Annotated in this window: 10 protein-coding genes; 3 read left to right on the forward strand and 7 right to left on the reverse strand. The window is 53.7% G+C overall.

Annotated elements, in window-relative coordinates; all coding sequences use genetic code 11:
- Window positions 1-28: 28 nt before the first annotated feature.
- The 4 genes from yjfF to ytfQ all read right to left on the reverse strand — a co-directional run bounded on the left by yjfF (window position 29) and on the right by ytfQ (window position 4,615).
- Window positions 29-1,030, reverse strand: coding sequence for a galactofuranose ABC transporter, permease protein YjfF (gene yjfF / locus OGX83_RS03220; protein ID WP_008786036.1), 1,002 nt, complete (start codon window positions 1,028-1,030; stop codon window positions 29-31).
- Complete coding sequence (gene ytfT / locus OGX83_RS03225) at window positions 1,017-2,039, reverse strand: galactofuranose ABC transporter, ATP-binding protein YtfT (protein ID WP_003830397.1); 1,023 nt, start codon at window positions 2,037-2,039, stop codon at window positions 1,017-1,019. Before ytfT ends, yjfF begins: the two co-directional genes overlap by 14 nt.
- 13 nt (window positions 2,040-2,052) lie before the next feature.
- Entirely contained in the window at window positions 2,053-3,555 is a 1,503-nt protein-coding gene (ytfR, locus tag OGX83_RS03230; protein ID WP_048215067.1) for a galactofuranose ABC transporter, ATP-binding protein YtfR, read from the reverse strand.
- A gap of 103 nt (window positions 3,556-3,658) precedes the next feature.
- On the reverse strand, window positions 3,659-4,615 hold the full coding sequence (gene ytfQ / locus OGX83_RS03235) for a galactofuranose ABC transporter substrate-binding protein YtfQ (protein WP_008786033.1): 957 nt from the start codon (window positions 4,613-4,615) through the stop codon (window positions 3,659-3,661).
- 309 nt (window positions 4,616-4,924) lie between these two features.
- Between ytfQ and ppa the strand changes: the two genes are divergently transcribed.
- The 3 genes from ppa (at window position 4,925) to OGX83_RS03250 (ending at window position 8,816) form a co-directional block, all read left to right on the forward strand.
- Window positions 4,925-5,452, forward strand: a complete 528-nt coding sequence (ppa, locus tag OGX83_RS03240; RefSeq protein ID WP_003025726.1) for an inorganic diphosphatase — start codon at window positions 4,925-4,927, stop codon at window positions 5,450-5,452.
- 199 nt (window positions 5,453-5,651) lie between these two features.
- Entirely contained in the window at window positions 5,652-6,722 is a 1,071-nt protein-coding gene (yncE, locus tag OGX83_RS03245) for a 7-bladed beta-propeller protein YncE (protein WP_286587349.1), read from the forward strand.
- A gap of 84 nt (window positions 6,723-6,806) precedes the next feature.
- Window positions 6,807-8,816 carry a TonB-dependent receptor domain-containing protein gene (locus OGX83_RS03250; RefSeq protein ID WP_267438624.1) on the forward strand — a complete coding sequence of 670 codons (2,010 nt, stop codon included), beginning with the start codon at window positions 6,807-6,809 and terminating at the stop codon, window positions 8,814-8,816.
- A gap of 57 nt (window positions 8,817-8,873) precedes the next feature.
- Here the strand turns inward: OGX83_RS03250 and OGX83_RS03255 are convergent, their stop codons facing one another.
- Genes OGX83_RS03255 through tamA form a run of 3 tightly spaced genes read right to left on the reverse strand, consistent with a single transcriptional unit; the run spans window position 8,874 to window position 14,727 of the window.
- Window positions 8,874-9,218 (reverse strand): gamma-glutamylcyclotransferase family protein, encoded by a 345-nt coding sequence (locus OGX83_RS03255; protein ID WP_003025723.1) that lies wholly within the window; start codon window positions 9,216-9,218, stop codon window positions 8,874-8,876.
- Between the two features lie 2 nt (window positions 9,219-9,220).
- On the reverse strand, window positions 9,221-12,997 hold the full coding sequence (gene tamB / locus OGX83_RS03260; protein ID WP_267438622.1) for an autotransporter assembly complex protein TamB: 3,777 nt from the start codon (window positions 12,995-12,997) through the stop codon (window positions 9,221-9,223).
- Window positions 12,994-14,727 (reverse strand): autotransporter assembly complex protein TamA, encoded by a 1,734-nt coding sequence (gene tamA / locus OGX83_RS03265; RefSeq protein ID WP_003025718.1) that lies wholly within the window; start codon window positions 14,725-14,727, stop codon window positions 12,994-12,996. The genes tamB and tamA overlap by 4 nt, the downstream gene beginning before the upstream one ends.
- Between the last annotated feature and the right edge of the window lie 35 nt (window positions 14,728-14,762).

Below are 14,762 nucleotides of genomic sequence, written 5' to 3' on the forward strand. Positions count from 1 at the left end.
TTTAAATGTTTTGTGCAAAATCAGGATGTTACTTTGGTGTTGCCGCCGTACCCACTCGGGTAACCGGCGAGCTTTGACGATTTTCCCAAAGCACCGTCAGACCGCGTTGTAACGCTATAAAAATAAACAATAAAATGCCAATCGCGATCTTCGTCCACCAGGAACTTAATGTGCCGTCAAAATTAATGTAGGTCTGGATCAGCCCCTGAATAGCGACGCCAAACAACGTCCCTAACACTGTACCGACCCCACCGCTGAGCAGCGTTCCGCCAATCACAACTGAGGCTATCGCATCCAGTTCGACGCCAACGCCCGCCAGCGCATAGCCCGCCTGGGTGTAAATGGAAAAGACAATGCCGGCAAGCGTCGCAAGCCCGGTAGACAGCATATAAATGCGGATGGTGGTGCTGCGGGTTGAGATGCCCATCAGGTTGGCAGAGGTGGCGTTGCCGCCAATCGCGTAAACCTGATTACCAAAGCGCGTACGGTGCGCCAGGAATATGCCGATGACGACAACCGCCAGCATCAGCAATCCCATCGCGCTCAGGCGACCACCGCCGGGAATTTTCCATGCCAGGCTTGAGAGCGTGTCATAAACCGGATGATTAATCGGTATAGATTCTTCAGAGACCAGATAGCTGACGCCGCGCAGGAAGAACATTCCCGCCAGGGTGATAATAAATGCCGGGATCTTCAGCGCATCAATCAGTAACCCCATAAACGCACCAAACGCGCAGCCCATCAGCAAAACCAAAGGGAACGCCAGCAGCGGAGAAATGCCCCAATAGCCAATGGCCTTCGCCAGAAATACGCCGGTAAAGGCGATCACCGAGCCAACGGAAAGGTCGATCCCGCCAGAGAGGATCACGAAGGTCATGCCCACGGCAATAATGCCCAGAAAGGCGTTATCGGTCAGGATATTGCAAATGACCCGGGTGGAAGCAAAAGCGGGAAACTGCGTCAGACAGTAGAGATAACCCAGCACAAACACGCCGAGGGTGATCATCAGCGGTAAATTACGTTTTATCATGACCACGCACTCCTTTTATCAGGCTGATAAAGCGTTGTGACTGCACGACCAGCACACACAACACCACCACGGCTTTGACCACCTGATTCAGTTCCGGCTGGAAGCCCGACAGCAAAATCCCGGTATTCATGCCCTGAATAATCAAGGCGCCTACCACCGACAGCAGCAGGTTAAAGCGCCCGCCCATCAGCGACCCGCCGCCGATAACCACCGCCAGGATGGCATCCAGCTCCAGCCATAAACCGGCGTTATTGGCATCTGCCCCGCGGATATCCGCCGTGACGATAATACCAGCGATAGCCGCGCACAGGCCGCTCAGCACATAGGTGAGCATCACGATAATGCGGGTGTTCACCCCGGCGTTTTTTGCCGCACGAATGTTGATACCCACCGCTTCGATAAACATACCCAGCGCCGTTTTCCGCGTCAGCAGCCAGAACACCACCAGCGTGAGCAGTGCAATAATTACCGGCGTGGGGAATAGTAAGAGCGAGCCGCTGCCAAACCATGACAGTTCGGGCGAGTTAAAGGTGACGATCTGCCCGGAAGTGATAAGCTGCGCCACCCCGCGCCCGGCCACCATCAGGATTAGCGTGGCGACAAACGGTTGGATCTTGAGGATGGCCACCAGAATCCCATTCCACAGCCCAGCCAGAATGCCGGAGCCCAAGGCGGCAAGCAGCACTACCGGCAGACTGTGCCCGGCCACCGTCATCGCCGCGGTAGTGGCGCCAGCAATAGCCATGACGGCCCCCACGGAAAGGTCGATGCCACCGGTTGCAATCACCAGCGTCATACCAATCGCCAACAGCGCCACGGGCGCGGCACGGTTGAGAATATCAATCGGGCTACCGAACAGCCGACCATCCTGCAAAATCACCTGGTAGAAGTGCGGGGCGACCAGGCTATCCACCAGCAGCACCAGCAGTAACGCCACCAGCTGTGGCATCCCCTTTGGCCAACGGAACCGCCGTTTAGACGGATTGGATTGAGGGAGAGATTGAGGCATCACCATAGTCTCCTTAGGCCGCAATGGCATTCATGATCGCCGGTACGGACAGTTCAGCCAGGGGGATCTCGGCCACCTGTTTGCGATCGCGCATAATAATGACCCGATCGGCATAGCCCACTAACTCTTCCAGTTCGGATGAAATGACCAGCAGCGCCAGACCATCCGCGCACAGCGTTTCGATCAGGCGGATGATCTCCGCATGCGCGCCAACGTCGATCCCACGCGTGGGTTCATCGAGGATCAGGAACTGCGGTTTGGTCAGTAACCAACGCGAGAGCAATACTTTTTGCTGATTGCCGCCGGAGAGAAATTCGATCGGCTGCTCAGCGTTCGGAGTACGAATACCAAGCTGGCGGATAAACCGCTCGGCAATCTCGTTTTGTTCTTTCCGGGGAATAGGCCGCAGCCAGCCGCGCTGCGCCTGCAATGCCAGAATGATGTTTTCCCGCACCGAAGCGGCGGCAATAATGCCATCCGTTTTGCGATCCTCCGGACAGAAGCCGATCCCCAGACACGAAGCCTGATGTGGCGATCGCAAGGTCTGCGGTTTGCCTTTGATCAGCGCACTTCCGCTGTCGGCGGGTTTAATACCGAAGATCACCTCCGCCGTTTCCGTTCGCCCGGATCCCAGTAGTCCGGCGAGACCGACGATCTCACCGGGACGCACCTGTAGATCAAATGGCGCGATGGTGCCTTTTTTGCCAAAGCCGCTGAATGCCGCCACCGGTTTATCACTCAGCAACGTGCGGCCCGCACGCTGTAGCGCATGGGTATCCAGTTCACGGCCCAGCATCATTTTGACCAGTTCGATCTGAGGCAGTTCTCGGGTTTCACGGCAGCCAACGAAGCCGCCGTTACGCAGAACGGTAATGCGATCGCTGACCTGATAAACCTGATCAAGAAAGTGGGTGACGAAGATCAGGCTGACGCCCCGATCGCGCAGATGCCGCATCAGGCCAAACAGCATTTCAACTTCCTGGGTATCAAGGCTGGCGGTCGGCTCATCAAGGATCAGCACTTTCGCGGAGAGATCGATCGCCCGACAGATGGCGACGATTTGTTGCATCGCCACGGAAAAGCGGTTCAGCGGCTCGCGCACGTCGAGGGAAAAACCGTATGACGCCATCAGCTCCGTCGCGCGTTTTTCCATCTGCTTGCGCTGAAGCAGGCCAAAGCGCCGCGGTTCACGACCAATAAATAAGTTATCGGCAACCGACATATTGGGCAGCAGGTTCACTTCCTGGTACACGGTGCCAATCCCCAGTTGTTGGGCATGGGCGGTGTTTTTGGGGGTGATCGGTTGGCCTTCGAGCCAGATAGTGCCGCGATCGGCATGGTAAACGCCGGTCAGCGCTTTGATGAGCGTCGATTTGCCGGCTCCGTTTTCTCCCAGCAGCGCCATAATCTCGCCACGACGCAAGCTGAAATCCACGTTATCCAACGCTTTGACGCCGGGAAAGAATTTGCTTAATCCTTCGGTGCGGAGGATTTCCTGATGTTGGTCGGTGGTCATGGTTCCCCCTGCATCACGCCGGATGGCGCTACGCTTATCCGGCCTACAAAAGAGCATAATGTAGGCCGGGCAAGCGCAGCGCCCCCGGCATTTTCATGAAGGCTTAGTAGCCCATGTTTTTCTTCTTCTCTAACTCTTCTTTTGCCGTATCCGGCAGATAGAGGATCGACTTGGTAATGGTCAGCTTCTCAGGCATCGTGCCGTCTTTTTTGAATTTCTCCAGTGCGTCGAATGCCGGGCCAGCCATATTTGGCGTCAGCTCGACGCTGGCGTTGGCTTCGCCGTCAATCATCGCTTTGTAGATATCCGGTACGCCATCGATAGAACCGGTGAGAATATCTTTGCCAGGTTTCAGGCCCGCTTCTTTGATCGCCTGAATCGCACCGATCACCATGTCATCGTTGTGGGCGTAAACCATACAGATGTTCTTGCCGTTGTTTTCCGCTTTGATAAAGCTCTCCATCACTTCTTTCCCTTTACTGCGGGTGAAGTCACCGGACTGAGAGCGAATAATTTTGATGTTTGGCGCATTAGCGATAGCTTCAGCAAAGCCTTTTTTACGATCGATCGCCACGCTGGCCCCAACGGTCCCTTGCAGCTCAACGACATTACACGGCTTGCCGTCCACTTGTTTAATCAGCCAGTCGCCGATCAATTTACCTTCCAGCACGTTGTCGGCGGTGACGGTGGTCATATAGAGAGATTTGTCTTTTACATCGATGGAACGATCGAGCAAAAAGACCGGAATGTCGGCATCTTTAGCTTCTTTTAAAACCGGCTCCCAACCCGTTGCCACGACCGGCGCAATAAAGATGGCGTCGACGCCCTGCGCAACAAATGAGCGGACTGCTTTAATCTGGTTTTCCTGCTTTTGCTGGCCATCAGCGATTTTCAGCGTAATTCCCCGCTTTTCGGCCTCGCTTTTCGCGACGTTGGTTTCTGCGGCGCGCCAGCCGGATTCAGAGCCAACCTGCGAAAATCCTACGGTTAAAGGGGCTGCCATTGCCATAGACGACATGGCTGCCGAAACTGCTGTGACTAAAAGTAAGCGCTTCCACATAAGTGCGTCCTCGTAGGGTGATTATTGTTGGTTAATTAACCGTTGCGAAAAAACTATAGACAATTGAGCATGTAACGGATTGCGTTACATCACACTTCAAAAAAGTAAATAAAACGTTAATCACAACTTTGTAATCGCTTTCATCTCGCTATGAAAAATGTGGCTGAAGATATGGATTTTTCTGTCACGAGAGAGAGGTAAAAAGAAGAAAATGCACGCAGAGAAAGCGAAAACAAGCGGAGACATTCCGCGCGAGTTGGCTATAATACCCGCCACTTGTTTGCCATAGCTTATTTAAAGGAAACAGACATGAGCTTACTCAACGTCCCTGCCGGTAAAGACCTGCCGGAAGATATCTACGTTGTTATCGAGATCCCTGCCAACGCAGATCCGATCAAATACGAAGTTGACAAAGAGAGCGGCGCCCTGTTCGTTGACCGCTTCATGTCCACCGCGATGTTCTATCCGTGCAACTACGGTTACATCAACCACACCCTGTCTCTGGACGGTGACCCGGTAGACGTTCTGGTCCCGACTCCGTACCCACTGGAGCCAGGTTCAGTGATCCGCTGCCGTCCGGTTGGCGTACTGAAAATGACCGACGAATCCGGTGAAGATGCGAAACTGGTTGCGGTACCGCACACCAAGCTGAGCAAAGAATACGATCACATCAAAGATGTGACCGACCTGCCGGAACTGCTGAAAGCGCAGATCACCCACTTCTTCGAGCACTACAAAGATCTCGAAGCGGGCAAATGGGTGAAAGTTGACGGTTGGGACAACGCTGAAGCTGCTAAAGCTGAAATCGTTGCTTCCTTCGAGCGCGCGAAGAAGTAAGTTCGCGTTAGCTTAAAGCCCTGAACGCCAGCCCCTGGTTAGTAAGGGTTTTTTAATTTCTATTTTCTTTTCCCCCTCCCCTTCGCTGTTTTCTTTTTGACCTACCAGATTGGGTAGTCACATTTCATTTATCTCAATTGCGAATGAGATTGGATCTCATTATCATTCTCAGCATGTAAATAAATGTGAATAAAAGTCAATGAACCTCCACAATGTGAAGTCCCTGAAACGCTATTCCTGCGTGGCTCTCGCCACAGCACTGTTATTTACCAGCCTGTCCAGCGTGGCGCAGACGCTACCTGAGCAAGATTTTCTGACCCGCGACGTTGGCAACGGCGTGTATGAACTGGCGGTTGATAGCCAGCAGAATGCGCTTTTTGCTGCCTCGTCGCCGTCGTTTGATAAAGATAAAACCAGCGGGCTTATCTATAAACTCGATCTGGAGAAGCTCACCACGACTGAAGTTATCGAAACCAGCCGTCGTGCCTTTGCCACTGCCCTGGATGCAGGAAACCAGGTGCTCTATGTCGGCAACACGCTGGAGGGTTCGGTCACGCTCATTGATACCCGCAGCGGTAAAGAGCTGGCAATACTGCAACTGAGCGAAGCCAAAAACTCGAAAGAAATTGTCCATACCCGCGAAATGGTGCTCGATAAACAGCATCACCGCCTGTACGTTTCCGGCGTGGCTGAAAAGGGCATTGTCTGGGTGGTGGATACGCAAAAGCGCGAGAAAATCGCCACCCTTGAAAACATGGGCCAGTATCCGACCGGCATGGCCGTAGATGCCAATAAGAACCGCCTGTATGTCGTAAATGGCCGCAACGAACTTATTACGCTGGATACCACTAACCATCAAATTATTAACCGCTTTAGTATTGAGCCAGGCAAAAAACATTTTTTCCTGAATATTGCTTTGGATGCAAAAAATAATCGCGCATTCCTGACCGATCCTGATTTAGCGGATGTACTGGTTGTTGATATTAATACCGGTAAGGTTATTGCGCCCATTAAGGTTATCAACTCGCTGGCAGTGATATATAACGAAAAGCGCCAGGAAGTGTATATCACCCACCGTAATGCAAAGCGCATCAGCATTGTGGACAGCAAGACTTATCAGGTAAAACAAAGCATTGAAACCAATGCGTTACCTAACAGCCTGGCGCTCTCGTCTGATGCCAACACCCTGTATGTCAGCGTCAAACAGCCGGAAAAAATGACCGGTGTGAAGCCCGACTATGTGCTGAAAATCGACCTCTCCAAATATTAATAATTAAAAACGCTTCTGACACCTTGCAGCTTTTCTGGGCTGCAAGGTGATGCTTTTATTTTTTACTTTTCAGGTGTCTATATTATGAAAACGCGTCAACTTATTACGCTGACAGGGATCGTTGCATTCTCAGGCGGTGTTATTTTCCCCACTCAGGCAGAAGAACTCACCGAAACCTCACGCAATAGCGAAGATGAAATGGTGATCACCGCATCCGGGTTCTCGCAGCAAAAGCGCGAAGCGCCGGCCACCATTTCCGTTATCGATCGTAAAACGCTGGATATTCAGCCGGACCGTAGCATTGGTGAAGCGATTAAAAACCTTCCTGGCGTCTCGGTCACCAACAGCAGCGGTATGAACGCTGGCAGCATTATGATTCGCGGCATGGACCCGTCCTATACCGCGTTTATGGTCAACAGCGTCAAACAAAATACCGGTGAATCTCGCCCTTACGGACATGACATCGGTACTGAAGCCAACTTCTTACCGCCGATGGAGGCCATTGAGCGTATCGAAGTTATCCGCGGGCCCATGTCCTCGCTGTACGGATCAGATGCCATCGGCGGTGTGGTCAACGTGATTACCAAAAAACCGTATGGCGCAAAAGAGTGGACGACGGCAATTGCCGCCAATACCTGGCTTCAGGAACACCAGTATTTGGGTAATACCAGCCAGATGAATCTGTTTACCATGGGGCCGATTGTGCCCGATGTTCTCGGCCTTAGCGTAGCGGCCGACTGGCTTGACCGTCGCGATGACGATCGCAATAACTATTTCGGTAAACACAACCGTAAATCCGTTGATATGACGCTGGGCCTGGCCGCTAGCGAAAATAACCTGTTCGACCTCAATGTGGTCACCGGTGAGCAGGAGAAAAACCGTACCCAGAAGCGCGGCGCGCCGTGGTCATGGCTGTTCGATCGTAACGCCGCCACCTTAACGCATACCGGCTGGTATGCCGACGACACCATTGCAACGACCAACTACATAAACTATGAAAAAGGCCGTTCGAAGTACGTTTATGACGGCCAGTCGCCGCAGTATGTGCAGATGGAGAACTACGTCGCTAATTCGCAAACCACCTTCACGCTCGACAACCATAAACTGACCGTTGGGGCGAATTTCACCCGCGAAGAGCTGAATGACCGCTTTGATGTGGCCAACAAAACGCTGCCCGGATCTGAGCCAGTGACAAAAATCAGCCGTAACGGTTGGGCATTGTTTGCTGAAGACGGCTGGAGCATTGACGACTTCATCCTGACCACATCAGCGCGTATGGACCAGGATGATAACTTTGGCACACATATTACGCCGAAAATGTACGGTAACTGGGCCTTCAGCAATGACTGGGCGCTGAAGGGCGGCGTTTCCGCAGGTTATAAAAAACCTGAGCTGCGTGCGACATCCAGCGACTTTGTCACCCCATACGGCTCGACCGTACCTTATCCCTTCCTGACCGTCGGTAACGACGATCTGAAACCAGAACAAAGCGTTAACTCTGAGCTGGGCCTCTACTGGACAGGGAATGTGCTGTCACTGGATAGCACCGTCTTCTATACGCAGTTCAAAGACAAAATTGCTGAACAAACCATTTGCGAAACTACATCGACGAATCAGTGCTCCGTGAATGGCTACAAGGCGGACTCCGTCAGTAAATACTTCAACGTCAGCAAAGCGGACGTGTACGGCATAGAACTGAATGCCGACTGGCAGATTAGCGCCGATGTAAAAGCCAACGCTAACTACACCTGGAACCATAGCGAACAGAAAAGCGGCGTAAACAAAGGCTACGCGCTCAACGATTATCCGCGCCATATGGCGAACTTGTCGCTGAACTGGGCGGCAACGCAGAGTCTGGACGTATGGAGTACGGTGAATTACCGCAGCAGTAACCGCAACAGCGGCAATAACTATAAGTACGATGACTACACGATGGTCGACGTAGGCGTACGTTATAAGCTCAATAAGCACACGCAGCTGATGGCAGGGATCTACAACGTGCTGGATGAAGATCCGAAACTGACGACTGCATGGAATGAATCCGCGCAGGTGGAAGGACGCCGCTATAACCTCGGCGCGCGCGTGGAGTTTTAAGCCTTTAATAAACAACGCCACCCGAAGGCGGCGTTGTTTATTTTGGTAGACGATATATCAGTACTGGTCTCTGTCTAACCAGTTACCGCTTTCAATCAGCGTTAAGCCATCAACCGGACGTTGGTACACGTACATCCATGCACTTCCGTACGGCGTTTGAATTAACTGGCGTGCGTATTCACCGCCGCGGGTACGCAGAGCGTCAAGCTCTGCCAGCGTGGCGTTATCAATACGATAAACTTCCCCGTGTACTGTTCCATTTCCCGGAACCGCGCCTGGATAGTGGCCCAGGCTGTACAACTGGTAGTTATCGATACTGAAATTTCCCAGCAACAGGGCATTGGTCATCCAGTGGCTGTTGCCTTGTTTGGTTCGTAAACTGCCGTAGACAAATATTCGCATTGCTAAAACTCGAACTGATAGAGCAAATCAAGTGCCTGATCTACGCCAGACACTGCTTCCAGATATAGCTTAGGCATCAGACGATAACGTAGCGTGAGTGTCGCTAAGGAGTCAAATATACCCACACCATATTTCACCTGCAGACCTGGCAGTACATATCCGCTGACAACCACCTGAGATGAGTCGCCCACCCCTTGCGTGTCCAGTGCCAGATTGCTTACGCCAAATGTCTCCCCGATTTTACCCACAACCTGACCACTTTGTGCAACCCCCAGACCAATAAGCATTGAAGTCATCGCTGCGCTATCGCTCTGTTCGCTATCCAGCCCTTGTCCACGTAGCAGGTAGGAAAGCGCCATTTGCTGCGACATTGCCGGGTCGGAGAAGATCTCCGCCTTCGGTTCATCGGCGGTACCGGTGACGCGAACGCCAGCGATCACGTCGTCTTCGGTGGCATCTGGGTTACGAATCGCTTCGATGTTGAGCAACGGCTGATCCGGCGGACCGGAGAACAACAGCTCGCCCTTACGCACAATCAGATCCTGACCATAGGCGTGGAAGCGACCGCTCGGGATATTAATTTGCCCGTTAAGTCCCAGACCTTGCTTATCCTGCACCACTTTCAGATCGCCCGTCAGACGCGCTTTCAGACCAAAGGCGTCAAGACGCACGTTGTTACCGACGTGGATATTCAGGTTGCTGTTGATCGGAATACCGGCGGTCTGCGGTTTCTCCGGCTGCAGATTGTTGTTAAGCATGACCATATCGCTGGAAACCCCAACCGCACTTTCCGGCAGGTCATGTACCACGATACGCGCCCACGGCACATCCACGTTACCATCGAGAGTAAACAGGCTCGGGGTGGCTTCAAAGACCACGTCCGGCGATACGTCGAGGCGGACCATCGGCGGTACGGTAATACGTACCCTGCTGCCTTTAGCCGCAACACGCGCCCGCCAGTTGTCTATCTGACTCCAGTCGGCATCGCCGCTCAGGTTAATTTCTCCCTGCTGCGTACGCACCACGCCCGCCAGCGTTGAGCGTGTTCCGGTGAAGTTAACGGCTAACTGGCTTGGCTGCATGTCAAACGGCATGAAGTTACCGTCAATATCCAGACCACTCAGTTGCAGCTGTCCGAGCAGCTGCGGGCTTTGCACATCGCCGCCCAGCCGCAGGTTGGCGTTGATCATCCCTGCCGCTTTTTCACCGCGCGAGAAGATGGGGTTCACCATCGCCAGATTGAAGTTGCGAATATTGACGTTACCGCCCAGATTACGACGCCCTTGCGGGTCCGTTACCTGTACCTGTCCGTCAAACTGCCCGTTGTTGGTCAGACGAATCAGCCAGCCCAACTCGGCACGGTTGTTGTGCAGGTCGGCGGTCAGATTCAGCGTTTCAAACGCCACGGGGAGCGGGGCATCATTCACGCTTTGCGTGACCTTGACGTTACGTCCGCTCAGGGTGACCTGCCCCTGTGGCAGCCCCTCTTTGGTGGTGTCCCAGCTCACATCAGCTTTGCCAGTGAACACACCGCTGGCCTGGGTTGTCTCCGGCATAAACGGTTTTAGCATCGCCAGGTCGAAGCGGTTAAGATTCACCACCGCGCGACCTTCTGCACCGGCATCAATGGTTTGTGGTACGCACAGCTCCGCATTCGGGTTGTTCCAGCAGTGCGGCCCGATACTAATTTTCTGTTCCTGATTACGATAATCCAGCGCGATAGCCCGGTTGAGCGACCACGGACCGACCGGCGTCTGGAAGCGGGTATTGCTTAACTCCCCTTTCCAGCGCTGTTCTTTGCGATCAAAGCTCCCGGCAAGATCCAGTTGCCCTGAAACCGGCTCACCCTGAATACGTAACCGCAGTTCATGCTGCTTTTCACTGCCTTTGGCGTTGAGCGTCACCAGACCAATATTCACGTCAGGTTGTACAATTCGCTCTACACGAACGTTGAGATTACCGGCGATTTGCTCGGCCGATTTCACATCACCTTCGACGCGCACCTGAGCAACGGAAAGTTCCTGCCAGCGCAGACCACGGGCGGTAATATCCGCCAGCAGCTGTGGTGCTTCAACCGTACCGCGAACTTTTACCAGCCCTTTCGCCGTACCGCCCAGCCCCGGCAGCGCGTTATCCAGGCTTGGGGCATCAATCGTCGCGTCGAGGTTGAGGTCTTTAACCCCCAGTTCGCCTTTTACGTCCGCACTGTTGCGTCCCAGCTCCAGATGCAGGCCCGGAATCGTCCACTGCAGGTAGCTGTTCCCCTTCAGCGAACCGTTCACATTGACCTTGTTCTGCTTCACGTTGCCGGTCAGCTTCAGCTCCGGAACCTCCATCTGCCAGCTTCCGCCGTACAGACTGCCGCGCGTTTTCACCAGGCCATTCAGTTTTGACGGCCAGTCCGGGATCGCTTTCGCAGTATTGATACCATCCAGCGTTAGCTCCCCGCGCCAGCTGATCGCCTGCTGCCAGTCCACCAGTGCTTTCAGCTCGGTTTTCCCTTCCAGCGCCGCAACGCTGAGTTTGTCGAGATTAATCTGCTGCTCGTTGCCTTTGGCGTCCAGCGTGATAGTAGCCGGAGGAATATCCTGACCTTTCACGGCGGTACGCATCGACAGCGTATAGTCGGTCATCTTGCCGGTCAGTTTGAGCTTGATGTCATCGGCCTGGAACTGTTTCTCACCGGTAAACGGCCAGTAAACCTGCTTACTCACCACCTCAATGTTGAGCGGCAATCCGGCTTCTGCCAGGCGCGTCTGTGCACGCAGGTCCATATCCACCGGACCAGACAGATTGACGCCGACTTCCAGCTGTTCGCGCAGCGCACCGCCGACCTTCAGCTTCACCTTTTCGCCTTTTAACGGGTCGATGTTTAGCGTGCTGTTTAACGTAATATCAACCGGCCACGTGTCGGTCAGTTGCGCCGTGCCGCTGGCTTTTACCGTTCCCTGATTCGAGTCGATATCCAGCGCGTCGAGCTTCATGTTGCCGTCAATGCTGCTCACTTTCAGCAGCATACTATGTACTGTTAAATCCGTATCCCCGGTCACACGCAGCTGCTCGCCGCGAAACTCTTCAATATTGAGATTGAGCGGCAGATGGACATCGGTCATTTCCGGCAGCACCGGTTTTGAGAACAGATCTTTTAGCGTTTCCCCGAGCGGCTTTTCATCCGGCTGCGGGTTTTGAATCTTCGGTTCGACAACCTCTTCCTGTGCCACTTCCGCCACTTTAGGCAGAGCAATCAGCAGCCCCTGTAATGACGTTGGCTTCAGCGTCAGCGTTTTTTCCTGCCAGTTCAGGCCGGAAGTAAAATCCAGCACTGAAACCGTGGTGTCATCGATTTTGATATTGATGTTGTTCAGCGCCACGCGCGAAAGCGTGATGGGGTAAGGCGTGGAAAGATTAAGCGGACCGCTCTCTTCTTCCTCAACCGGCGCGGATGGCGGCATCTTTTTGCTGTCGATCGCCACGTTGATGTTTTTCAGCGCCAGATCGTTGACGCACAGGCTGCTGTCCCACAGACAGTTAAGCCCCACGGCCAAATGCACTTCACCAGCATTCACCGCCACGCCAGGCTGGTCGTAGCGAATATTTTTCAGTGATAGATCCCGCCAGCCGCCGGTGACCTGACCAATTTCCAGACCCGGAACCCAACGATTAGCGGCTTTGAAGATCAGATGCAGGCCCGAGGTGGTACCGACGAGGAACGCCACCGTGCCTAACAACAGCAGGATAAAAACCAGCACGCCGAGGCTTATCTTCTTCCATAAACTCATAATTCAGGCCCCAGACCGATGTAAAACTGTAAACCATGTTCATCTTTGTCGCCGACCGGGACGGCAAAGTCGAGCTTGATAGGTCCAACCGGCGATTGCCAGCGTACGCCGACCCCGGCACCGGTTTTGAAATCGCTTCGGCGAATGTCGCTGACCGCTTCGCCGCTATCGACAAACATCGCTCCCCACCATTTACCGGTCACGTTGTACTGGTATTCCAGCGAGCCAGTTGCCAGCTTGGAGGCCCCTTTCAGCTTGCCGTCGCTGCCTTCCGGCGAAATAGATTTGTATTTGTAGCCGCGAATACTGCGATCGCCCCCGGCAAAGAAACGCAGGTCCGGCGGCACTTTGTCGAAGTCTCCGGTTTCAATCCAGCCGAGATTACCGCGCATCACAAAGCGATGCCTGTCGTACAGCGTGCGGATCCAGACGTTTTGCGCCTGGAAAACGGAGAAATCAACATCTGAACCCCAGGCCGTGTTCGAGTAATCAATAGAGTAGCGCTGGGAATCGCCCCAGACAGGCATCAGGCCGCCGCGTGAACGCGTCCGGCTGATCATCACGCCCGGATAGAGCAGCATAGTGGTGTTGGTGACATTACCCTGGGTAAAGTGGTCGAGGCTCCAGCGCAGGTTAATCGCGCGCTGCCAGCCGCTGGAGAGGTCCCAGTAACGGGAAACCGCAAGCGTTGTGGAATCCTGCTCGGTGTCGTTTAAATCGGTACGCTTAAAGCCGCCCTGTACCAGGTAATACTGCTCCAGCGGGTTCTTTAACAGCGGCATTTTATAGCTGAAATCAAGCACCTGCTCTGGCGCCGAGATACTGGCGCTGGTCGTCAGGCTGTGCCCGTAGGAGTTCATCCACGGCTTTTTCCACGAGGTCTTCACCCGTGGCCCGACGTCAGTTGAATAACCGACCCCGGTTTCGATGGTGTTTTCGGTTCGCGGTGAGACCACGCCTTTCAGGGGTAGCACCTTGGTTTTGCGGGCTTTATCAAACTCCGGTGCGACGACCACGGAATTAAACCATCCGGTCGCCGACAGACGACGGTTCAGTTCGCCCAGATCTTTCGACTCGTACTCTTCACCTTCTTTAAAGGGCACCAGATTTTGCAGATACTCATCGCGAATTTGCGAGCCTTCAAAGGTGACATGCCCAAAGCGATAGCGTTCGCCGCTGTTGTAATCGATATCCCAGAACGCCTGGCGACGCTCAAGCGCTATCCCGAGCTGGCTTTTATTAAATTCACTGTCGAAATAACCTTTACGCAGCGCCACGCTGGTGAGTGACTTTTTGAAGTTGTCATAGTCCCCCTGATTCAGCACGGTGCCGATTGCCGGGCGCGTTTTCAGCAGATCCAGATAATCTTTATCCGTACGCGCGCCACCGCGCAAAATCACCTCAGTGCCACCAATCAGCACCGGCTCGCCGGGGGTCACTTTGGCAATCAGCACCTGGCGGCCTTTTGCCGGCGGTGGACGCAGTTCAAAATCAATGGTCGGCTCAAAGTAGCCCAGCGCTTTTAGCCCTTCGCGGATGGCATCATCAACGCGCGCACGAAAGCGTCGGTCTGGAGTGACTTCATCACTTTGAATCGTGGACAGCTGCGCACGGACGTTTTTCTCCAGCGGTCCTGATAATCCTTCGACCTGTAAGCGAACATTCGCGGCGGCGGCGGAGCCACTTAAGCACAGTAATCCCACCCAACATAACTGACGGATATGTGGCACATTTTCTCCTGAATATCCTTTTTTCCCACCCCTGG

Origin of the sequence: Citrobacter sp. Cpo074 (assembly GCF_030332745.1) — a bacterium.
In the GTDB taxonomy this organism is placed as follows: domain Bacteria; phylum Pseudomonadota; class Gammaproteobacteria; order Enterobacterales; family Enterobacteriaceae; genus Citrobacter; species Citrobacter portucalensis.

Coding starts and splice junctions, on each gene's coding strand:
- yjfF (WP_008786036.1), bottom strand. CDS start 1,030: ATGATAAAACGTAATTTACCGCTGATGATCACCCTCGGCGTGTTTGTG.
- ytfT (WP_003830397.1), bottom strand. CDS start 2,039: ATGCCTCAATCTCTCCCTCAATCCAATCCGTCTAAACGGCGGTTCCGT.
- ytfR (WP_048215067.1), bottom strand. CDS start 3,555: ATGACCACCGACCAACATCAGGAAATCCTCCGCACCGAAGGATTAAGC.
- ytfQ (WP_008786033.1), bottom strand. CDS start 4,615: ATGTGGAAGCGCTTACTTTTAGTCACAGCAGTTTCGGCAGCCATGTCG.
- ppa (WP_003025726.1), top strand. CDS start 4,925: ATGAGCTTACTCAACGTCCCTGCCGGTAAAGACCTGCCGGAAGATATC.
- yncE (WP_286587349.1), top strand. CDS start 5,652: ATGAACCTCCACAATGTGAAGTCCCTGAAACGCTATTCCTGCGTGGCT.
- OGX83_RS03250 (WP_267438624.1), top strand. CDS start 6,807: ATGAAAACGCGTCAACTTATTACGCTGACAGGGATCGTTGCATTCTCA.
- OGX83_RS03255 (WP_003025723.1), bottom strand. CDS start 9,218: ATGCGAATATTTGTCTACGGCAGTTTACGAACCAAACAAGGCAACAGC.
- tamB (WP_267438622.1), bottom strand. CDS start 12,997: ATGAGTTTATGGAAGAAGATAAGCCTCGGCGTGCTGGTTTTTATCCTG.